This window comes from Mesorhizobium sp. B3-1-8, assembly GCF_006439495.1.
Taxonomy (GTDB): Bacteria; Pseudomonadota; Alphaproteobacteria; order Rhizobiales; family Rhizobiaceae; genus Mesorhizobium.
The window spans coordinates 121,851-144,143 of record NZ_VFTK01000019.1 but is presented as its reverse complement, the minus strand read 5'-3'; the positions used below and the strand labels follow the sequence as shown (position 1 = coordinate 144,143).

Sequence of the window (22,293 nt, the reverse complement as noted above, 5' to 3'; positions counted from 1 at the left end):
GTGGCTCCGGTTGCTCCGGTCGAGCCGGTAGCTCCAGTTGCTCCGGTAGAGCCCGTGGCTCCAGTTGCTCCAGTCGAGCCGGTCGAACCGGTTGCACCCGTTGCTCCGGTCGAGCCGGTTGCTCCGGTCGAACCGGTGGCACCGGTTGCTCCAGTCGAGCCGGTAGCTCCGGTTGCTCCGGTCGAACCGGTGGCACCCGTTGCTCCGGTCGAGCCCGTGGCACCAGTTGCTCCAGTCGAGCCGGTAGCTCCAGTTGCTCCGGTCGAACCCGTTGCTCCGGTCGAGCCCGTAGCACCGGTCGAGCCGGTTGCGCCTGTCGCTCCGGTCGAGCCCGTGGCTCCAGTTGCTCCGGTCGAACCGGTAGCTCCAGTTGCTCCGGTCGAGCCGGTTGCACCCGTTGCTCCGGTCGATCCCGTGGCACCAGTTGCTCCAGTCGAGCCGGTAGCTCCAGTCGCTCCGGTCGAGCCCGTGGCCCCGGTCGAGCCGGTTGCGCCTGTCGCTCCGGTTTCACCCGTGGCTCCGGTTGCTCCAGTCGAGCCCGTGGCTCCAGTCGAACCTGTCGACCCCGTTGCGCCTGTCGCTCCGGTTTCACCCGTCGCACCTGTGGCGCCTGTTGACCCGGTTGCTCCAGTCGAGCCGGTTGCTCCAGTCGAGCCGGTCGAGCCAGTCGCTCCAGTTTCACCCGTCGCACCAGTGGCCCCGGTCGAGCCGGTTGCGCCTGTCGCTCCGGTCTCACCCGTGGCTCCGGTTGCTCCAGTCGAGCCCGTTGCGCCTGTCGCTCCGGTTTCACCCGTCGCACCTGTGGCACCTGTTGACCCGGTTGCTCCAGTCGAGCCAGTCGCTCCGGTTTCACCCGTCGCACCTGTGGCCCCGGTCGAGCCGGTTGCGCCTGTCGCTCCGGTCTCACCCGTGGCTCCGGTTGCTCCAGTCGAGCCCGTGGCTCCAGTCGAACCTGTCGACCCCGTTGCGCCTGTCGCTCCGGTTTCACCCGTCGCACCTGTGGCGCCTGTTGACCCGGTTGCTCCAGTCGAGCCGGTTGCTCCAGTCGAGCCGGTCGAGCCCGTCGCTCCAGTTTCACCCGTCGCACCTGTGGCCCCGGTCGAGCCGGTTGCGCCTGTCGCTCCGGTCTCACCCGTGGCTCCGGTCGAGCCGGTTGCTCCAGTTGCTCCGGTCTCACCCGTCGCACCGGTTGCTCCGGTCGAGCCAGTAGCTCCGGTCGCGCCAGTTTCGCCTGTTGCGCCGGTACCGCCGGTCGCACCCGTGGCGCCGGTCGCGCCAGTTTCACCCGTTGCGCCGGTACCGCCGGTCGCACCCGTGGCGCCGGTCGCACCAGTTTCGCCCGTTGCGCCGGTGCCGCCGGTCGCGCCAGTGGCTCCCGTCGCACCTGTGCCGCCGGTCGCGCCAGTACCGCCCGTCGCGCCAGTACCGCCCGTCGCGCCAGTTTCACCCGTTGCGCCGGTACCGCCGGTCGCGCCAGTACCGCCCGTCGCGCCGGTACCGCCGGTCGCGCCAGTACCGCCCGTCGCGCCGGTGCCACCGGTCGCGCCAGTGCCACCGGTCGCGCCAGTACCGCCCGTCGCGCCGGTGCCACCGGTCGCACCCGTGCCGCCGGTCGCGCCAGTGGCTCCCGTCGCGCCCGTGGCTCCGGTCGCACCAGTGGCGCCGGTCGCACCCGCGGGGCCCGTTGCACCTGGGGTACCCGCGCTCGCGACGCTTATATCGCCTCCATTGAAATGATCGCCGTTGTTGCCCGAACCACCAACACTATTAATAGGCGTGGTGTCAAAATGATAAGCCGGCCCCGTTATAGGATCTTGGATACCTGGCGTGACAGGATCAGTGTCTACGCGAGTAAGAGTACCGTATAAACGGAAGCCAGAATCGTAAATAAGATAAGTATGTGTAATATCTGGCACAGTTATTGTGACAGAAAAATGTGAAGCTACATCCGGTGTCGCCGGCAAAACAAAACTTCCAACTATGACATCGTCAGATGTACTTGGAGTATTTCCGGTATCAACCAAGTAGAACGTATTGATACTCTTACCATTTCCATCTATTGTTCCAGCTAGCGTCAAATCACCTGAGGTGGGAAGGACACCTCTGAAGTACATAGCTCCCTGCCGGGTCAGGGGCGGCAGCGGTTTAGTCGCATGTTCGGGCATCTCCCATGAGCCGCCCAGCTTGGCCGCACCAACCAGCGACCTCGATGCGCAAACTTCCGCGCCGACGGCGCGTTCCAGTGCGGCCACGAACGTCTCGCCAGTATTCCCCAAGGCCGTTTCGCAGCTCCACAGCCGCATCTCGCCGTCTTCGGCAAGCGCCTTGCCTATCGCGGCGAAATCCTCAGCCTCGTCCCTCACAGTGGCAACGGACCAGTTTCCAGCCGTGAATTGAACCCGGCCTGGCGAGCCGTGCGCGATGACGTGAACCGCGTCGAGCCCCTCGTGCCCAGCGAGAACGTCCGCCATCTGCTGCGCCACCGGCCGCCGGCCGTCGAGCACGACAGCCTCGACCTCGGGCCTCAGATTGCCAAGAACCGTCTCGAGGTCGGAGACTGAAGGATCCACAAACAGAATTTCAGAGGCGCGGGCCATAACTGGCTCCTGTTGGCTTGGAATTCAATTCAAGGGAAAACCGCTCAACCGGCTTGACCGGCGAGCGGCACGAACCAGACATTTGGCAGCGGTCATCGCCCCGCCGCCCCGACGGCACCGTCGGGGCGTTGAATTGTGGGGGTCTCCACGCGAAGGAAGCTGGCAGCCTGGAAAGCCCCGCCTTCGTCGAACGTGCCGATCGCAAGCGAGCCGGCTGCGCTCGGAACCTTGACGGTGAGGGCTACGGCGAGGCTGCGCGGTACGGCCTTGGGAAGGATGACCTGGCCGACGATCGTGTTCTTGGCCGAGTCCAGAATGAAATAGGTGACGTTCTCGGTCCCGTCGCCGATAGGCAAAGCGCCTCGAACGGTGACTTCCATGACCGCAAAGCCCGCAGTGAAGCTCATAGTGTCCTCCTCGATCCGCTGCGGCCAACGCCGCCGTTATTGTCGTTTCTCAGCTTCAGGTTTCAGTCGGTGCCGAGCTTCCGCAGCCGGGCGGGTGAAGCCACGACGGCGAGAGCCGAAAATTGTCCAATCCCAGGAATGCGCCGCCCGAGATACACAGTCAGGCGGACGTCGTTACCAGTCGCAAGGCGACTACCGCAGGTGGCAAGATTGAGAGGAGCTGGACACAGGCCGAGGCCGAAGGCCACGTCAACGCGGCGCCGTCTGGTGGGTGATGTTACACGGACCACTGCCAACTCCATCACGCGGGTCGCGATTGTTCACGACTTGCAAGGAGCCGGCTACTTGCGAGGGACCATCATTGGGAGATCGGTAGCCTAGATTACGGATTCAGGACCAATCGGCGAAACGTTCGCCCACCACCACATACACCGCGCCCTCACGGGTGAGTGGCGTTCCTCCCGGATACTCTCCTGGCTTCGCAGACAACCGCGGACCGGCGCTCTTTCGCCAAATCCGCAGCTACCCTCCATTGCATTAGATATTAGTAAATTCGAAATTTCTAAACTTGTAAATGGTTTGGTTTACAATTTATTAATTCAGAACCGCTGGGTCACCCATCAGAGACTGTCATCGAAATGACATGCCAGGGCGTGAACACTTTAAAAATCCAAGAGTTAGCTAAGGGCCATTTCAATCGCGAAAATTGAGAGCCTTCATCAAAATGGCTTAGGCTACGGCGGCTGTGAGACGAGCGTGAGAGACGATCGAATCCTCATCAAAAAGGATTGCTGTGCGACATGACACTGCGATGCAAATATGGCCGCCTCAACGAGGGTCCGGCGTGAGCACCATCGGCCTGTGCATGATTGTCAAGAACGAGGCGAAGGTCATCCTGCAATGCCTCGCCAGCGCGCTTCCTCTTATCGACTATGTGCTCGTCGTCGACACTGGGTCCACCGACGGCACACAAGACCTGATCCGAGGCTTTCTCGCGCAAAACAATGTCAAGGGAGCAGTTATCGACGAGCCGTGGCGGGACTTCGCCTACAACCGCAGCTTCGCCCTCCAGCGACTGCGCGAGATCGAGAGCGTCGACTATGCGATGATCATCGACGCGGACGATATGCTGATCTGCGATCGCGACTTCGAGCCAGCCTTGTTCAAGTCGCGGATGGACAAAGATCTCTACGATGTCGAGGTACTGCATGGAAATATCGCGTTCTACCGCCCGCAGATCTGCAGCAACCGGCTGGCCTTTTCCTTCAAGGGTGTGTTGCACGAATATCTGGAAGGCCCCCCCGGGCCCATCTCAAGGCAGAACGCCGAGGGTTTTCGCATCGCAACGGGGCGCGGCGGAGCGCGCAGCCAGAACCCGCGAAAATACCAGGACGACGCGGCGGTGCTGGAGAACGTGCTCGCAACCGAAACCGACCCGTTCCTGATATCGCGCTACACCTTCTATCTGGCGCAGAGTTACAGGGATTTTGGCGAGCGCGAGAAGGCGCTCGAACAGTATTTGAAGCGAGCTGAACTGGGTTTCTGGAACGAGGAGGTCTATGTAAGCCTGCTCGAGGCCGGGAACCTGATGGCGGCGCTTGCCCGGCCCTTCGAAGAAGTCGTCGCGGTCTATGAGCGCGCGACCGCGACAGTGCCCACGCGCGTGGAGGCGCTGCACGCAGCGAGCCTCTACTGCCGCAACCAGGGGCGCAACGCGGAAGGGCTGGACTATGCGCGTCGCGGTGTAAGTCTCACGGAGCCGGCGGGTCTGTTCGTCCAGCCTTGGGTCTACGACTACGGACTGCTCGACGAGTTGTCAGTCAACGCATACTGGGCGGGCGCCCATCGGGAATCGCTCGATGCCTGTCTGAAACTGCTGGCCTCCGACAAATTGCCGGCGGACATGCTGAAGCGGGTTGTGGCCAATGCCCGTTTCGCCGCGGACAAACTCGAGGTCCGCGAGCCGCCGGTATTGGGAAGCCTCGGCGCAGAGAGCCTTGTCGAGCAGCACGCGCTTGTTGCGCAGCGCCCGTTACGCTCACGGCTCAAAGGCACGCCGCGCGTCCTTGTCGCGATATTGGCAAAGCAGAAGGAGCCCGCGCTGCCGCTCTACCTGACTTGCATCGAAGCGCTCGACTATCCTAAAGAATCGATCGTCCTCTACATCCGAACAAACAACAACACTGATAGGACCGAGCACATATTGCGCGAGTGGCTGGAACGCGTCGGCCACCTCTATGCCGCGGTCGAGATCGACACGTCGGACGTGTCCGACCGGGTCGAGCAGTTTCGCGAGCACGAATGGAACGAGACGCGTTTCAAGGTGCTCGGCCGAATCCGCAACATCAGCCTGCGGAAAACCCTCGAGCACAATTGCGAATTCTATTTCGTCGTCGACGTCGACAATTTCGTGCGACCGGCCACGCTGCGGGAACTCGTCGCGCTCGACGTGCCTATCGTTGCGCCGCTGTTACGCTCCATCGCACCCGGTCAGTATTATTCGAACTACCACGCCGAGGTCGACGCAAGCGGATATTATCAGCACTGCGATCAGTATCTCTGGGTGCTCAACCGCCATGTCCGCGGCATCATTGAAATACCGCTCGTGCATTGCACCTACCTTGTCCGCGCCGACGTGCTGACCGAGCTGACATATGACGACGGCACCACGCGATACGAGTACGTCATCTTTGCCGACAGCGCCCGCAAGGCCGGGATCGTTCAATACATCGATAACCGGCAGGTCTACGGCTACATCACCTTCGGCGATGGCGAATATCATGTAAGTGATGGAATCGAGCGCGCAGGCGAGCTTTTGCGCAGCGCGGGTGACGTCCCGGTATTGGCGGAGGTCGCTGCCGTCGCGTCGGCGCCGGCCGAGCCACGGGATTCGCCGAAAATTCACCTGATAAACCTCGACCGGAGCGTCGACCGCTGGAACAAGTATCAGAGCGACAATTGGCATCTGACGCAGAGTACGCTTCGGGTATCGGCCGCCGACGGCGCCTCCCTGGACCGGAATGCGCTCATAGAGGAAGGCCTGATCTCCAGCGATTGCGCGTATCCGGCAGGAACGCTCGGGTGTGCTCTATCCCATATCAACCTGTGGAAGCTGGCGGTTTCGGAGAACAAGCCGATAACCGTCTTTGAAGACGACGTCCGTGCATCGTTTCGGTTCCTGGAGGAATCGGCCGATCTCATGGCTCGAGCTCCGAGGGATTGGGATATCATCCAGTGGGGCTACGTATTTGACCCATTGTTCGCCTGGCTGGATTTCGGCTTCTCCAAAGCAAAGCTGGAATTCTACGACCTCCGAAATAGAAACGGGACCTCGTTTCAGGCTGAGAAATTCTCGAGATCGCTCGTCGGGCTGGTACATTCGTTTGGAACGCAGGCCTACACAGTCTCGCCGTCAGGTGCACGCAAACTCCTTCAAAAGTGCCTTCCTCTGCAACGCCGGCTTATCCCGTTTCCTGGAACGGGCGTCGTGATCGAGGACACGGGCATCGATTGCGCCATGTGCGGGGCGTACGGCTCGATGCAAGCTTTCCTTTGCATTGCGCCACTCGTCATCCCAGACGACGGGCAATCGTCAGAGCGGATGTCAATGGATCGGCAGCAAAGCTCGGGCTAAGCGCCCCATCTTTCACGGAGTCACAGAGCCCGCGACTTCACGCGCGGCTATCGCCACGCATTTGGCGCCCGTAATCACGTTCAGCCTCGGTCAGCTGCCGTTTGCGCAGCACCACGCGCATCTCGTCTACCGCCCGCGGGCTGCGCAAGATCTCGTCCTCCAAGACACCTCGCGCCGCGAGCGCATCCCCGATCGAACTATAGCCGAAGGTTTGCTCCACCAATTCGAACCTGGATTCGGTCCATCCGAGATACCAGTACCATTCGCAATAGTAGAGCCAACTCCGCTCGTTGAAGGCGTGTACGTGGGTAGGATCCTGCCAGGCACCGTATGACAGGTCGTATGGCACCACAATATTGAACAGCCCTCCATCCGCCAGCAAAGTCAGGCAGTTCGTCATAGCCGTCACAAGATCCGCAACGTGCTCGAGCACGTGCGAGGCCGTTATGCTGGCAAATAGTCTCCGATCCATCCGAACCGGTCCGAAGCGCTCGGACATAAATTCACGCTCGAACAGGCCAGGATCCGATATGTCGGCCACGATGTCGGGATGCCATCGGTTGCTGATATCGATATTCAGCACCCTTGGATCGCGTATCTTTCCCCGACCGAGTACAACGTCGCCGGGTAGGTTCGGCAAATCGCTCCAGGCAAGCGCTTCCGGAAGTATATTTGTTGCTCTGCGTCGACTGAATGCCTCGAACCCGGCCGTCGCTACCTTGTGACGTCTATCCGTGTCGTGCACCAGCGCCTCGGCCGCGGCGACAAGGTTCTCGTATGGCGCCGCAACGAAGGCGTCCGTCAAATCGGCGTCCACAAGTTCGCCCGGATTTATCTCGCTTACTACCGCGCGCCCGTTGGCCAGAAGATCGAATACGCGGATTATTTCGAGCTGCCCACTACCGTAGAAATGTATATTGATAATAACCTTGGATCTAGCAATGAATTGATCGAGCTGTCCGGCAAAAACATTGAACAATGCCTCAACGCGCAGCCCACGAGCGCGCATTTCGTCTATTATTGCCGACCTTCTCTCATTGAATGATCCATAGAATAAAACGTCAATATCCTGTTCAGCATCGCCGATTCGCGCAAGACCATCAACGTAGAACATCCGGAAATAATGGACCGGGCGACCTATCTTCCTGGATAGAAAGATGGCATTACTCTCGCTAAAATCCCATACATGAAACCTCCGCAAGAGATTGCAATAATCATCCGTGATCCAATTTGATGTATAATTTTCGACGTTGAATATAATAGAATTTCCAGGCAGACGATCCAAAGCCGGCGTTTGATAAAGATTGGCGCCTAGTACGATCGCCCGCCCGTCGAAATCCGCAGGCAAATCATGAATGATGTCCGTCCCGATCGAGATCTCGCTCAAACCATCGGCGAGCATCCTGACCATGCTTGCGAGCACCTGCACGATCCCCGGATGAACGAGAAGTGTGATGTGTGTTCTTGTGCTCACGTCATCCCCATCCCCCGGCATTCCCGCCATGAACGATCGCCTCGTTCGATGCTGGGTGGTCGCCTTCGAATAGTATTGCTCACGTCACCCGATGGGGGTTTGTCATTGGCGATTTGCGGGCTCGGAAACCCTCCACCACACGGCACAGCCGTCGATCGGAATTAAGGGCGAAGTGATGTTGCCTCTAGCGCGGAACTCATCCACGGCCTGAGCGCACGGGGCCAGGAAGTAGTCGTCGACGATTACAAATCCCCCATACGATACCTTGTGATAGAGCGCATCGAGAGCTTGAATGGTCGACTCATACATGTCGCCATCCAGTCTAAGAACCGCCAATTTTTGTATCGGGGCATTTGGGAGCGTGTCCTTGAACCAGCCTTCAAGGAAGACAACCTGCTCGTCAAGCAAATCATATCTGCGGAAATTTTCTTCCACGTCCTTCCGGGAGATCGCCAGTTCTCCATGCACGTGGTGGGTGTCGCCAACGTCCGCCGCATACTTTTCGGGACTTGGAGGAGGAAGGCCGGCGAAACTGTCAGCGACAAAGATCCGACGTCGCGTTTCGGCGTATGAGGCAAGAATGCCTCTCATGAAAATGCACGCTCCACCGCGCCAGACCCCGGTCTCTATAAAGTCGCCAGGAACATCGTTCAGGATCACGGTTTCGCACAGATGCCGCAAATTGCGCATCCTCGCCGAGCCAATCATGGTTTGCGCCAGTCCTGGCCAATCCCGCCCGAGGGCACGCTTGTTCGGGTCGTATTGCCCACCGGTCCACGGATCAATGGGCGCGTCGCCGTACAAGGTTCCGGTCAACGATGCTTCGAGAAGATTGAGATACCTATTCCGCATCTTCACGGCGGCGGTCAGGAAGTCATGACTGTCATTCAATGCTGGTCTCCTTCTGAGAGCCTGACCGGAACCGCTGCTTCCGCGCGGGCTTTTGGATGGATATGAGCGCGATTGATCGAACTGCGCTGTCGCCGTAACTTCGTCAGCCACCTGCGAAAAGCTCTTCTCCACAATACGCCTTCGAAATGCAGCCCCGCTCGTTCCGGAGGCCCCGTCCGCTTTACGATCCTTCGCCAAAAACTGACATCATGCTAATTTAGTTTCAGGCGTCGGACATTAGAAATCGAAGTGCAACACGAGATTTTGCCATATCCTTGTGGCGCGCGGCGTCCGCAAGCTCGCTCCCTGCCGCATCGGTGGGACGGCCGCTCTTGCGGAGATCTACATTTTGACTCGTGGCATTGAACCGCGAGTGAAGGTGCACCAATAGCGAAGCGGAAAGGGCTCTGAATTGCCGTGATAAACCTCGCGATCAACAAACCTGCAACTCAAAGTTCGACCTCAGAATGGTCATTCAGCCCGCACCCGGAGCAGGACGCTCGGGGAGGAAACGACGGCAAGATTTCTGGCGAAATGGGATTTCATACCAAAACGGAAACAGATCCCTGGTGGCAGGTCGACCTTGGCAGCGAGTTTCTAATTCGGCAAGTTGTTATATATAATCGGCAGCATCAAGCGCACAGGCTAAGGCACTTTAGCCTTCTTGGATCAATTGACGAAGAGCATTGGACGATCTTCTATAGAAAAATTGACAGCGTGGTCTTTGGCGATTCAGACGGACGGCCTTACGTTGCGAATATTTCTGGAGATCATATTGCTCGGTTCGTGAGGGTTAGGCTTGACGGCTATGAATGCTTGCACTTCAGTGAATGTGAGATATTTGGTGATCCTCTCGATCAAGCTACACGCGCTCGACTAACCGATGAAGAACGCGAAAATAACCGTATCCCAATTGGACGGGATGGCTATTTCATGGGCGTTGGCGGCTTTGACATATTCGTGGACACTGAAAATTACTCAGAGACAATCATCGATGCACTTCGCAGAAATTACTACGAGGGGCGTGAGCGGCAGTTGACTGCCGATCTGGTTCACCCGTCAGACCGTGTTATCGAAGTGGGAACCGCGATAGGGCTGGTGGCGATGACAGCCGCATTGATCGTGCGCGCTGAAAACGTTCTGACATTCGACGCGAACCCTAAAATTCTTGATGATGCTCGGCAAAACTTCAGGCGAAACGGCCTTTCCAAGATCAAGTCGCGCAACGGGGTTCTGAAAAATCGACAGAAGATCCTCGGCGCGGGTGAAACCGTCGAGTTCTATATCGACAAATCTTTTTGGGCTTCCAGGCTCGATGCGACAGCGACGGAACCGAGTATCGTCGACAAGGTTCGAATTCCTGTCTACTGTCTTGAAGACGAGATACGTGACCATTCCGCAAATGTCCTCATTTGCGACATAGAAGGTGGAGAGGTCGAGTTGCTGGAGGCGGCCGATCTGTCCGGTATTCGACTGATCATCATGGAGACGCACTATGCGGTCTCCGGCGAGGCAGCCACGGATGCGATGATGCGAAAGCTTATCGTTGAAGGGTTTTCCCTTCATCTTGGCCATTCCGCGCATCAATTTGTGGTCCTGCGCCGGTAAACTGCTACCGAGGGACTACAGCCAATTGCTCAACCCCACGATCTCTGTTTCGAAGGTTCGACCATCGGGTCGGAAGTGGTTTCGATGAACCGACGAGAGTTTACGGCGTTAACGGTCACATCTTTTGGCCTGGTTTGCCCATCGCGATGGAGTCTGGACAGGAGTCTGGCGGCTGCTATGCCCGTGATTGCTCAAGCTGCCACCCCAGCCGGGTTGCTTCACGCCCCCATCGAGCTTGCCGGCGACTGGGGTCGCATGCTGCCGGGTGCCGCCCTTCAGGTCGTCGAGCGCATGCGCCATGCTTGCCTCGACGGTGTCCGCCTCGTTTCAGATCGCCAGCCGACGAGACTACGCGTCGAGGAACATACCTCCGGTTCGCCAGCCGTCTGGCTGCACCCCGACGGCAGCAGCATGGCCTGGACAATTGTCGATATCGGCGAGCGGGACTGGTCGAAGCTCGCCTACCAATTCGGGCATGAGCTCGGCCATGTCTTTGCCAACAGCTGGCAGGCCGACGCCAAGCCCGCGCCTCCCTGTCAATGGCTCGAGGAAGCCATGGTGGAGGCCTTTTCGCTGCGTGGCCTGGGGCGCCTGGCGAAGGACTGGAAACAAAACCCGCCCTTTCCCGGCGACAACGCCTTCGGCGACGCCATCGCCGAGTATCGCCAGAACATCATCAACGGCTACAAGGCGCTTGCCGACTCTCAGGGTCTCACTAGCGACCCGGCAAAGTGGTTTGCCAAGCACCGAAGCGAGATCGAAGTTCCGAACCTCAACTCGTTCGCACAAGCAATGTCCTTGAACATTCTCGCTCAATACGAGGGGGCTTCAGAATGTATCGAGGCCCTTGGCGCACTCAATCGCTGGCCTGGCCGGAGCAGCATTCCAATCGGCGAATATCTGCAACGCTGGAAAGACAGCTGCGCCGATTTACACGCGTCACCTCAGTTGCCGATCCACTTGAGCGAGATTTTGGGAATTCTGCCTGGCCTCAAGTGATACCTGGCCGATCAGCTGTTGCTCGCTGGTAGACACCGAGGACCACATTCAATAGCCGAATCTAAAGCGCGTGGCGTCGAAACGGATTCACGCGACGCGCTTTTAGGTCGTTGCTTGATGCATGTCGTTGTCGCAAAACTGGAGTGCACTCCTCATGGGAGGCGCGACACCGCTGGCATCCACGCCCTTTTTGCAGAACTTGACGCACACAACCCTTTTTGAACTGCACCGGCGGCGTGATCGAGGTACTCATACCTAACCACGCCGCCGGTTTACGCCGTTGCCCGAGGCACAGTATTTGGGAACACAGAACCTTGGCCTGGCGTATTTTGTTGCGTCGAACCGCAGCCTGCGGCCCGGTGGCTTTCCTCAATAAACCACGACGCTGCGGATCGACTTGCCCTCATGCATGAGGTCGAAGCCCTTGTTGATGTCTTCCAGCTTCAGCGTATGGGTGATCATCGGATCGATCTGGATCTTTTTCTCCATGTACCAGTCGACGATTTTTGGCACGTCGGTGCGGCCGCGCGCGCCGCCGAAGGCGGTGCCCATCCAGCTGCGCCCGGTGACCAGCTGGAACGGCCTGGTCGAGATCTCCTGGCCGGCGCCGGCAACGCCGATGACGACCGACTTGCCCCAGCCGCGATGCGAGGCCTCCAGCGCCTGGCGCATCACCTTGGTGTTGCCGGTGCAGTCGAAGGTGTAGTCGGCGCCGCCGATCTGGTCGGCGCCGCGCTTGGTCAGGTTGACCAGGTAAGGCACGACGTCGCCGTCGATCTCCTTCGGATTGACGAAATGCGTCATGCCGAACTTCTCGCCCCAGGCCTTCTTGTCGTTGTTCAGATCGACGCCGATGATCATGTCGGCGCCGGCAAGGCGAAGCCCCTGGATGACGTTCAAGCCGATGCCGCCGAGGCCGAAGACGACCGCCGTCGCGCCTTGCTCGACCTTGGCGGTGTTGATGACGGCGCCGATGCCGGTGGTCACGCCGCAGCCGATGTAGCAGATCTTGTCGAAGGGGGCGTCGGGATTGACCTTGGCGACCGCGATCTCGGGCAGCACGGTGAAGTTGGAGAAGGTCGAGCAGCCCATATAGTGGAACAGCTTGTCCTTGCCCATCGAGAAGCGCGAGGTGCCGTCGGGCATCAACCCCTGCCCTTGCGTGGCGCGGATGGCGGTGCACAGATTGGTCTTGCGCGACAGGCACGACGGGCACTGCCGGCATTCGGGCGTATAGAGCGGGATGACATGGTCGCCCTTCTTGACCGAGGTGACGCCCTTGCCGACATCGACGACGATGCCGGCGCCCTCATGGCCGAGGATCGCCGGAAACAGCCCTTCCGGATCGGCGCCCGACAGCGTGAACTCGTCGGTATGGCAGATGCCGGTTGCCTTGACCTCGACCAGAACCTCGCCCTCGCGCGGCCCTTCGAGGTCCACCTCCATGATCTCCAGCGGCTTTCCGGCGGCGACGGCAACGGCGGCACGCGTCTTCATTTCTTCCCTCCCGAATTTGCTTGCCGAGGCGAGTGCCCGGCCTGTGCCTGAAACTTACGCCGCGGCCCTGGCGGGCCCGGCCGGGAACACGCCCGACATGACGATAAAACCCTTGATGCGCTTCACGCGATCGCACCAGCGGCGGATCGCCGGATAATCCTGACGCGGAATACCGCCCTCTTCCGACAGCATGATGTAGGGGAAGCAGGCGATGTCGGCGATCGTCGGATGCGCGGCCGAGCAGATCCACTGGCGGCCTTCCTGCTCGCCGAACCAGAGATGTTCGTCGAGGATACGGAACAGCCGGTGCGTGCCGGCGCGCGCGGCATCGACGTCGAAATCGTAAAACAGCGCATCGTGTAGGCGCGCGGCCGATGCAGTCCCGGTGATGCCGTCGGCAAAGGCCAGCCACTGGCTGATCTCGCCGAGCAACGCCGGATTGTCCCTCGGGTACCACGTGCCGGACGGATCGTATTTCGACGCCAGATACACCAGGATCGCCTGAGCATCGCGCAGGATCAGCCCGCCATCGTCGATGACCGGCAACTGACCGAGCGGATTGAGCTTCAGGAACCATTCCGACTTGTGCTCGCGCCCGGGGTAGAAGTCGACGGGCACCGTCCTATGGGTCATGCCGAGGAAGCTCATCAAGAGCCGCAATTTGTAGCAATTTCCCGACAGCTCGTAGTCGTAAAGCGTGATCATAATTAGCCCCTACATGTCGAGCACGAGGCGGGCCGACTTGGCGCGCGAGACGCAGGTCATGATCTTCGTTCCGGCCTTGCGTTCGGCGTCGTTGAGATAGACGTCCTGATGGTCGGGCTCACCTTCGATCACCGTCGCCACGCAGGTGCCGCAGGCGCCCTGCTCGCAAGAGGAGGGCACGTCGATGCCGCTCTCGCGCATGACCTGCAGGATCGTCTTGCCGGCTGGCACCTGCAGCGTGACGCAGGAGCGCGCCAGCGCCACTTCGAAGCTTGAGCTGTCATCGATCTTGTTGGTGTTTTTGAAATATTCGAAGTGCACAGCGCTGTCGGGCCAGCCCTGCTCGGCCGCCATCTTGCGCGCGGCCTCCAGCATCGGGCCGGGGCCGCAGATGTAGAGGTGCATGCCGTTCCGATAGCCTGTGAGCACGCGGCGGAGTTCGGCGCCAGTCGCATCTGGCGACAGGCCAAGATGCGGCCTCAGCGTGTCGCCAAGCAGCTTCAGCCGATCGGCGAAAGCGAGGTGCTCCTCGCCTTGCGCGAAATAGTGCAGCTCATGCGTCAGCTCCTGGTTCTTCAACGCCTGCGCCATGGAGAGCAGCGGCGTGATGCCGATGCCGCCGGCAACGAAGATCGTCTTGATGGCATCGCGGCGCAGCGGGAAATTGTTGCGCGGCTCCGAGATCGCCAGGATGTCACCTTCGCGCACGGTCTCATGCATGCACTTGGAACCACCCTTCGAATCCCGCTCCAGCTTGACGCCGATGGTGAAACTGTCGGTCTCGCCGGGTCCATTGGTGATCGAATACTGGCGGATCTCGCCATTGGGCATATGGACGTCGATATGCGCGCCCGGCTGGAAGGTAGGCAGGATGCCCTTGATCGGCCGCAGCTCGAAACCGGCAATGCCGTCGGCCGCCTGCCACTTCCGGCCCACCGTGACCCGCAGCGCCGCCTTGCGGCCATGCGCGGTCAACTCCGGCATCTCGGCGAGCTCGGCGGACACGCGTTCATAGACCGGCTCGATCGGCGCCGGCGCGGGTGTATTCGCCACGTCGCGCTCGACCTCGTCGCGCAGTTTTGAAAGCCGTTCATTGTGATGCCGCAGCACGGCGACGCGCGCGGCCCCTTCAGCGTCCCGGTCGAGAACGCCGCGAATGACGGAACGGTTGGAATCGACCGGCTGGACGAAGAAGACGCCGAGCGTCTCAGTGCCGCCGTCGCGCGAACGAAGCGCCACGGCAAAATCCTGGCTGGCCTCGACGGTGGTTTCGGCGCCATCGCCATCGATGGCTCCACTGGGCTGGAAGCGATAGGCCTTCAGCGCTTGCGCGATCTTGCCGGCCGGCGCATTGACCGGAATGCCACGCAACGCGAGCAGCTTGCCCTCGGCGAGGCCCGCGACATCCGGCACCTCGCCCAGCGCCTCTTCCGACGACCAGATCAGCCCGTAGCGTTCGACCGCCGGATAGGTGCGGTTGGTGATGGTGCGGGCCGGCGCGTCGGCCGGATGCGCAGGGATGTAGGTGCAGCCGGCGGTACGGTTGGAATAGCGCCAGCCATGATACTGGCACTTCAGCTCGCGACCGTCATTGATGCCGATCGACAGCCTGACGCCGCGATGCAGGCAACGGTTCTCCCAGATGTTGACATAGCCGTCATCGGCCCGCCAGACCGCGAACTCGCGACCGAGCAACTGGCCGTGGAACACATGGCGGAACGGCAGGTCATGGGCAGCGGCGATCGGATGCCACCGGCTTCGGGCTTCTTCCAACATCAATCGTCTCCAAAATGTCCTGGTCAGGCTGCAGCCGGGATGACCCCGTAGGTCACTCCCTTCTGGCTGAGCCAGCGCCGGTAGGCGATCGCCGACTTGTCGGCGCGGATCGGGGTTTCGGCGCGCGGATCGAGCGGCAGACGCTTCGGCACCTGGTTTTCCAGGATCGGCTTGTCCTGGCCAAAGATCGTCTGCTGGAAGCGCTTGATCACCTTGTCTTCGCTGTTCTCGTCCAGCACGCAAAGCAGCATGTGGGCGCGCACATGCTCCTGGTCGACTGGCTGCAGGAAGATGGCGATCACATCGCGCCGGCTCTCGTCGACCGGGCTCGATTTATAGAGCACCGAGCAATAGGGATGCGGCACGCGGTAGACATAGTCGACATCGGCGCCGCCGTCCGAGGCGGTCGAGGCCATCGGCTGGAAGAAGCGGCAGCGGGTCGCCAGAATCTCGTCGCGGTCGACCGAAATCTCGACATCGTATTCCTTGACTTCGGTATGCGGTTCGGCGCCGAGGATATCGGTGTGGACATATGGAAAATGGCCCATGTCGAGAAAGTTCTCGATGGCGCGCGGCGCCGAGACGTTGACGCCGAAGGTCGCGGCGTTGAGCCGGCGCCGGTCGGGCTCGGCATATTCGGGAATCGGGAAGAGGTCGGCCGAAGGCTCACCCAGCGAGGTCCAGACATAGCCATAGGCGCTTTTCGCCGGCAGCCTATCGGGCGCCGCTACGTGGTCGGCCCGGCGCAGGTCTGGCCGCGAGCGCCAGACCACCGGCTCACCACTCACGTCGACCGCAAAGCTGAGGCGCTCCTCGAGCAGTACCGTCTGCTGGACGGAGCCGGGGACAGCCTCGGCGATCGCACCAATCGGATGCCAGAGATTGAGCACCACAGGGTCCGTGCATTTCGTCATAATGTCTTTCCTTTGCATGCAGCAGACATCGTGATCAGGCTCGCGCCGGTATGGCGCCGTAAGTGACGGAGCGATCGCGCAGCCACCGCCGGTAGGAGACCGAGACGGCATCGGCGCGGATCGGTGTCTCGGCGCGCGGATCGAGCGGCAGGCGCCTGGGAACCTGGTTCTCGAGGATCGGCTTGTCCTGCGCGAAAATCAATTGCATGAAGCTACGCACGGTCGCCGCCTCCATGCCTTCCTTGAGATAGCAAAGATATGGATGCGCGATGCAGTTCTCTTCGTCCACCGGCTGCACGAAGAGCGTGATGACGTCGAGCCGGTGCTTCTGGATCGGGTTGCTCTTGTAGAGCGCCACCGTATAGGGCCGGATTACCTTGTAGATGTAATCGACGACGAAACCTTCCTTGGCGGTGGGCGAAGCAACGGGCTGATAGAATTTGCACTCGGTCGCCAGAACCTCGTCCTGCGCGGTGATCTCGACATTGTAAGGCGCCACTTCGGTGTGCGGCTCCTCGCCCAGCCATCCGGTGTGAACGAAAGGGAAGTGGCCCATGTCGAGGAAGTTCTCGACGGCACGCAGGCCGGACACCTTGACCGCGATCGATCCACCACTGACGAGGTGACGATCCCCTTCATTGGCCTCGGGGATGTAGACGATCTCGCGCCAGGGCATGTCGAGGCATGCCCAGATGAAGCCGTAACGTTCAGCCGAGTTGACGACGGCGCCATTATCGGCACGGACGACCTCGGCCTTGTCCACGCGCTTACGGACGACCAGGTCGACGCCGAGCAGCCTTGTCGGAAATGGCATATCCGCGGAGAGCGATTCCTGGTCGGCAACGATATGCCAGTCGTTCAGAAGCTCCCGGTCGACGCAGTGGGTAGCCATCGGCATCCCTTCCAACTCGGCTAGCCCTTCACCATGAACCTAGCCCGGCGTTTCGACATAACGAAAACACAAGATTGGATATCAATCAACGATTTTTTGTCAGCCAAAGCGTATTTTTGTGTTGACAGATTTCGACGATTGACTTCCGATGTATGGAATTCTGAATTTGAGATATGTCGCATCGCGACGGGGCATGTCTTCACTACGGAAAGCCTGCTGATCATGTCCTCGAACTCGCGGAGAACCGCGCCTTGAGCAGCCGTTCCCAGACGATAGCGGATATCCTGACGCGCGCCATCATCGACCATCGGCTGGTACCCGGCTGCAAGCTCGGCGAGCGCGAGCTTTCCGAAATTTTCGACGTCAGCCGCATCGTCGTGCGCCAGGCCCTGATCCGGCTTGCCGACGATGGGCTCGCCCAGATCGAGCGCAATCGCGGCGCCTTCGTCGCCAAGCCGAGCATGCAGGAAGCGATGGAGATCTACGACGCGCTGACGCTTGTCGAACAGGGCGTCGCCGCCCAGCTCAGCGATCGCCTCGGCCCCGCTGGATGGGCGGAGCTGCGCCAGCATGTCGAACGTCAGCGCCAGGCTGTCGCCTCAGGGAACGACGCGCTGGCGGACGTGCTGGGCCAGGAGTTTCACTCCGTCTTCGTGCGCCTGAGCCGCAACAAGGTCATGCAGGAAATCCATGCCCAGCTCGTGCGCCGCACGACGCTGCTACGCTCCTTGATCACGGCTGATTTCGATTATTGCAATCTGCTCGACGACCATTCGCGCGTCGTCGACCTTCTCGAAAAGGGCCGGCTGAAACAGGCCATGGACCTGATCGACACGCACCACCGAGCGGTGGTGCGCGGCTACATCATGGATCGCGAAGTGTACGCGGAAATGACGCCCGCCGAGGCTCTGGCGCCCTATCTCGACGGCAGGGTCGACGGCGCGGCTCCGATCGCGCCGCGAGCACCGACACACCAATCCGGGAACGGCAACGGCACGGCACACGTGCATGTCCATCTCCCCAAGCAAGATCCGGCACCGAAGAGCCGGGCCTCAACCAAAAAAGCCAACAGAGGGTTACAATCATGAACGAGCTGACAAGACGTGGATTCCTGAAATACAGTGGCGCGCTGGGTGCGGCACTTGGCACCGGAGGACTGAGCACCATCGCCAGGGCCGATGACGTGCTCAAGATCGGCGTCGTCTATGTCTCGCCGATCGCCGAGATCGGCTGGACCAAGCAGCACAGCCTCGGCGTCGAGGCGATCAAGTCCGAATTCGGCGACAAGGCGAAACTCACCGTCATCGACAATATCTTCATGCCGCAGGATGCGGAGCGCGTCTTCCGCGAGCTTGCCAGCGCCGGCAATCAGTTGATCTTCGGCACCAGTTTCTCGCATGGCACGCCGATGCAGAAGGTGGCACCGCGCTTCCCCAAGATCGCTTTCGAGCATTGCTCGGGCATCGTCCATCTCGCCAATCTCGGCACCTTCGAAGCCAAGTATTATGAAGGCACCTTCGTCGCCGGCGCGGCGGGCGGCTACATGTCGAAGTCGGGCAAGATCGGCTTCATCGGCGGCTTCCCGATCCCCGACATCGTCGGCCCGGCCAACGCGCTGTTGCTCGGCGCCCAGAGCGTCAACCCGAACGCCACCTGCAACGCCATCTTCCTCAATTCCTGGTTCGATCCGGGCAAGGAGAAGGAAGCCGCCAAGACACTGCTTTCCCAGGGCTGTGACGTCATCTGCTCGATGACCGACACGGCGACCGGCGTGCAGGTCGCCGGCGAAGGCGGCGCGTGGTCGATCGGCTACGCCAGCGACATGTCGAAATTCGCTTCCGGCAAGCAGCTCACCTCCTTCGTGCTCGACTGGACCAGCGACTATGTCGGCGCCGCCAAGGCTGTGGCGGCGGGCAGTTGGAAACCGGAAGTGCGCTGGGACGGACTGGCAGCGGGCGTGGTCAAGATGGCGCCCTACAATGAAGGCATACCGGCCGACACCAAGACCAAGCTGAAGCAGCTCGAAGCCGATATCGGCAGCGGCAAGGTGCATCCTTATGGCGGCGAGCTGAAGGATCAGGACGGCGCCGTCAAGGTCGCGGCCGGATCGGTGCTCGACGACGACAGCATCCGCGGCATGAACTGGTTCGTCAAGGGAATGATCGGCAAATTGAGCTGATCGCATTCGAAGAAACGGGGGGCGTCGAACGGCAATTTCCGGCGTCCCCCGTCTGGTTCCCGTCCAACCCCGCTGCAAGCCCGGCAGGACCCGCCATGCATCCGCGACTAGAATTGCGCAACATCTCAAAGCGCTATCCCGGCGTCGTCGCCAATGACGACGTCTCGCTGTCGATTCAACCCGGCGAAATCCATGCGGTGCTCGGCGAAAACGGCGCCGGCAAATCGACGCTGATGAAGATAATCTACGGGGCGGCGCAAGCCGATTCCGGTGACATCTATTGCGACGGCAAGCTTATCGCGGCGCATAATCCGGCGACGTCGCGCGCGCTCGGCATCGAGATGGTCTATCAGCATTTCGCATTGTTCGAGTCCGTCTCGGTGGTCGAGAACATCGCGCTGTCGGCGAGCAGCGCCTTCCATCTGCCTTCGCTTGCCGAAAAGATCCGCGAGCTTTCGCTGCGCTACGGCATGCCCATCGACCCGTATCGCCAGGTGCATGACCTGTCGGTCGGCGAGCGGCAGCGCGTCGAGATCGTGCGCTGCCTCTTACAGGCGCCAAAACTCCTGATCCTCGACGAGCCGACCTCGGTGCTGACGCCGCAGGCCGTGGTCAAGCTGTTCGATACACTGCGGCAGCTCTCGGCCGAAGGCTGTTCGATCGTCTATATCAGCCACAAGCTCGACGAGGTGCAGGAACTCTGCGACACCGCGACCGTGCTGCGCAACGGCAAAGTCACCGGCACCGCGCGGCCGAAGGAAACGACCTCGCTGGAGCTTGCCCGCATGATGGTGGGTTCCAGGCTGCCGGAAATGCATGTCAGCCCCGCCATTCCCAGCGACAGGCCGATGCTCGAGGTCAGAAATCTTTCAGCCGACGCACGCGACCATTTCGGCGTCGACCTTAAGGATGTCTCGTTCAACGTGCATGGCGGCGAGATCGTCGGCCTGGCGGGAGTCTCCGGCAACGGCCAGGCCGAGTTGATCGCGCTGCTCAGCGGCGAGCGCCGGCATGGCCAAGGCGACGCGATCAAAATCAACGGAGCGCCGGCCGCCACCTTGCGGCCCGACGAGCGCCGCAAGCTCGGCCTCGCCTTCATTCCCGAGGAACGGCTCGGGCGCGGCGCCGTGCCGTCGCATACGTTGTGGGAAAACGCCGTGCTGACCGCCCATCGCTTCGGCACGGTCCGCAAGGGTCTCGTCGACCGCCGCAAGGCCGCCGCCTTCGCCGCCGGCATCATCGACAGGTTCAAGGTCAAGGCCAATGGCCCCGGCTCGACGGCGCAGAGCCTGTCCGGCGGCAATCTACAGAAATTCATTGTCGGCCGCGAGATCGCGCTGGCGCCGAAATTGCTGCTCGTCTCGCAGCCGACCTGGGGGGTCGATGTCGGGGCAAGCGCCTTCATCCGCCAGACCATCGTCGACCTGAGCCGCGCCGGCGCCGCGGTGTTCGTCGTTTCGGAGGAACTCGACGAACTGTTCGAGATCTGCGACCGGCTGTTCGTCATCTGCCAGGGTCGCGTGTCGCCGCCGGTGGCGCGCACCAGCACCGACCGCGAGGAGATCGGGTTGCTGATGACCGGCCGGACCATGGGCCAGGACAAGACAGGGAGCAGCAGCATTGCACTTCAGAATTGAACAAAGGCCGGAGCCTTCCGCCACGATGCGCATCGCCGCGCCGGTGCTGGCGTCCGTCCTGACGCTGATCGTCGGCTCGGTCTTCTTCGCCTCGCTCGGGCATGATCCGCTGCCGACGCTCTATGCCTTCTTCATCGAGCCGCTGAGCTCGATGAATGGCCTCTCGGAATGGTTGCTGAAAGCCTCACCGCTGATCCTGATTGCCTGTGGACTGGCGATCGGCTTTCGCGCCAATGTCTGGAACATCGGCGCCGAGGGGCAATTCACGATGGGCGCGATTGCTGCGAGCGGCGTCGGCTTGTTCTGGCCGAACCCGGACAGCGCCCTGCTCTTGCCGCTGATGTTCCTGGCCGGGATGGCCGCCGGGATGGCCTGGGCGGCGATCCCCGCCTTCCTGCGCTCGCGCATGAACACCAACGAGATCCTGGTCACGCTGATGATGACCTATATCGCGACGCTGTTCCTGTCCTATCTGGTGCATGGACCATGGCGCGATCCCGCCGGCTTCAACTATCCGCAGACGGCGCTTCTGCCGGCGGCCGCGATGTTTCAGTCCTTCGATCCGGCCTACCGGGTGAACTCCTCGATCTTCATCACTGTCGTCGCCGTGCTTTTGATGTGGCTGTTCGCCGACCGCAGCTTCCTCGGCTACAAGATGTCGGTCGGCGGCGCGGCCCCGCTCGCCGCTCGCTATGCCGGCTTTCGCGAGTCGGCTGCGGTGTGGATCGGATTGCTGGCTGGCGGCGCCGCGGCAGGCATTGCCGGCATGGCGGAAGCTGCCGGACCGCTCGGACAGCTTTCGCCGCAGATTTCGCCCGGCTACGGCTTTGCCGCCATCATCGTCGCCTTCATCGGACGTCTGAATGCCTTCGGCATCGTGCTCGGCGGGCTGTTGATGTCGCTGCTTTTCCTCGGCGGCGAAGGCGTGCAGATGACGCTTGCCCTGCCCTCGGCCCTGACGCGCATCTTCCAGGGCATCCTGCTGTTATTCCTGCTCGCAGCCGACTTCTTCATTTTCTATCGCATTCGCCTGGTGCGGCCGGCCCCTGATGCGCATGCGCCCGAGACGGCGCGATAGCGGGA

General features: G+C 61.0%; 16 protein-coding genes. 7 read left to right on the top strand and 9 right to left on the bottom strand.

Annotated features, from left to right (window positions below; genetic code table 11):
* Together FJ424_RS19040 and FJ424_RS19035 are read right to left on the bottom strand one after the other, a co-directional pair.
* Window positions 1-2,597 (bottom strand): DUF4347 domain-containing protein (locus FJ424_RS19040; protein WP_140786373.1); only part of this gene is annotated, 2,597 nt, incomplete at its 3' end.
* A 92-nt stretch (window positions 2,598-2,689) separates the two neighbouring features.
* Window positions 2,690-3,004: a hypothetical protein gene (locus tag FJ424_RS19035; protein WP_140648146.1), complete on the bottom strand. Its 315-nt coding sequence runs from the start codon at window positions 3,002-3,004 to the stop codon at window positions 2,690-2,692.
* An 844-nt stretch (window positions 3,005-3,848) separates the two neighbouring features.
* Between FJ424_RS19035 and FJ424_RS19030 the strand changes: the two genes are divergently transcribed.
* The gene (locus FJ424_RS19030) at window positions 3,849-6,638 is read left to right on the top strand and encodes a glycosyltransferase family 25 protein (protein ID WP_140654093.1); all 2,790 of its coding nucleotides are present in this window, start codon (window positions 3,849-3,851) and stop codon (window positions 6,636-6,638) included.
* A 37-nt stretch (window positions 6,639-6,675) separates the two neighbouring features.
* Here the strand turns inward: FJ424_RS19030 and FJ424_RS19025 are convergent, their stop codons facing one another.
* Window positions 6,676-8,142 carry a hypothetical protein gene (locus FJ424_RS19025; protein ID WP_140654091.1) on the bottom strand — a complete coding sequence of 489 codons (1,467 nt, stop codon included), beginning with the start codon at window positions 8,140-8,142 and terminating at the stop codon, window positions 6,676-6,678.
* Window positions 8,143-8,214: 72 nt separating this feature from the next.
* Entirely contained in the window at window positions 8,215-9,003 is a 789-nt protein-coding gene (locus FJ424_RS19020) for a TylF/MycF family methyltransferase (protein WP_246677293.1), read from the bottom strand.
* Window positions 9,004-9,420: 417 nt separating this feature from the next.
* On the opposite strand from FJ424_RS19020, the gene FJ424_RS19015 reads away from it, so the two are divergent.
* Window positions 9,421-10,611 (top strand): FkbM family methyltransferase, encoded by a 1,191-nt coding sequence (locus tag FJ424_RS19015; protein WP_140654089.1) that lies wholly within the window; start codon window positions 9,421-9,423, stop codon window positions 10,609-10,611.
* A 177-nt stretch (window positions 10,612-10,788) separates the two neighbouring features.
* Window positions 10,789-11,610 (top strand): hypothetical protein, encoded by an 822-nt coding sequence (locus FJ424_RS19010; RefSeq protein ID WP_226891952.1) that lies wholly within the window; start codon window positions 10,789-10,791, stop codon window positions 11,608-11,610.
* 369 nt (window positions 11,611-11,979) lie between these two features.
* On the opposite strand, the gene FJ424_RS19005 is transcribed toward FJ424_RS19010, so the two are convergent.
* From FJ424_RS19005 to FJ424_RS18985, 5 genes are read right to left on the bottom strand one after another with little or no spacing between them, the layout of a single operon-like run.
* Complete coding sequence (locus tag FJ424_RS19005; protein WP_140654087.1) at window positions 11,980-13,107, bottom strand: S-(hydroxymethyl)glutathione dehydrogenase/class III alcohol dehydrogenase; 1,128 nt, start codon at window positions 13,105-13,107, stop codon at window positions 11,980-11,982.
* Window positions 13,108-13,161: 54 nt separating this feature from the next.
* The gene (locus FJ424_RS19000) at window positions 13,162-13,812 is read right to left on the bottom strand and encodes a glutathione S-transferase (RefSeq protein ID WP_140654085.1); all 651 of its coding nucleotides are present in this window, start codon (window positions 13,810-13,812) and stop codon (window positions 13,162-13,164) included.
* 9 nt (window positions 13,813-13,821) lie between these two features.
* Window positions 13,822-15,588, bottom strand: coding sequence for a 2Fe-2S iron-sulfur cluster-binding protein (locus FJ424_RS18995; protein WP_140654083.1), 1,767 nt, complete (start codon window positions 15,586-15,588; stop codon window positions 13,822-13,824).
* Window positions 15,589-15,611: 23 nt separating this feature from the next.
* On the bottom strand, window positions 15,612-16,502 hold the full coding sequence (locus FJ424_RS18990) for an aromatic ring-hydroxylating dioxygenase subunit alpha (RefSeq protein WP_246677292.1): 891 nt from the start codon (window positions 16,500-16,502) through the stop codon (window positions 15,612-15,614).
* Between the two features lie 34 nt (window positions 16,503-16,536).
* Window positions 16,537-17,394, bottom strand: coding sequence for an aromatic ring-hydroxylating dioxygenase subunit alpha (locus tag FJ424_RS18985; RefSeq protein WP_140654079.1), 858 nt, complete (start codon window positions 17,392-17,394; stop codon window positions 16,537-16,539).
* A 251-nt stretch (window positions 17,395-17,645) separates the two neighbouring features.
* Between FJ424_RS18985 and FJ424_RS18980 the strand changes: the two genes are divergently transcribed.
* The 4 genes from FJ424_RS18980 to FJ424_RS18965 all read left to right on the top strand — a co-directional run bounded on the left by FJ424_RS18980 (window position 17,646) and on the right by FJ424_RS18965 (window position 22,288).
* Entirely contained in the window at window positions 17,646-18,482 is an 837-nt protein-coding gene (locus FJ424_RS18980; RefSeq protein WP_140654077.1) for a GntR family transcriptional regulator, read from the top strand.
* Window positions 18,479-19,573 (top strand): BMP family ABC transporter substrate-binding protein, encoded by a 1,095-nt coding sequence (locus FJ424_RS18975; RefSeq protein WP_140643970.1) that lies wholly within the window; start codon window positions 18,479-18,481, stop codon window positions 19,571-19,573. The genes FJ424_RS18980 and FJ424_RS18975 overlap by 4 nt, the downstream gene beginning before the upstream one ends.
* A 95-nt stretch (window positions 19,574-19,668) precedes the next feature.
* Window positions 19,669-21,210 (top strand): ABC transporter ATP-binding protein, encoded by a 1,542-nt coding sequence (locus tag FJ424_RS18970; protein WP_140654075.1) that lies wholly within the window; start codon window positions 19,669-19,671, stop codon window positions 21,208-21,210.
* Entirely contained in the window at window positions 21,194-22,288 is a 1,095-nt protein-coding gene (locus tag FJ424_RS18965; protein ID WP_140654073.1) for an ABC transporter permease, read from the top strand. Before FJ424_RS18970 ends, FJ424_RS18965 begins: the two co-directional genes overlap by 17 nt.
* Window positions 22,289-22,293 lie beyond the last annotated feature (5 nt).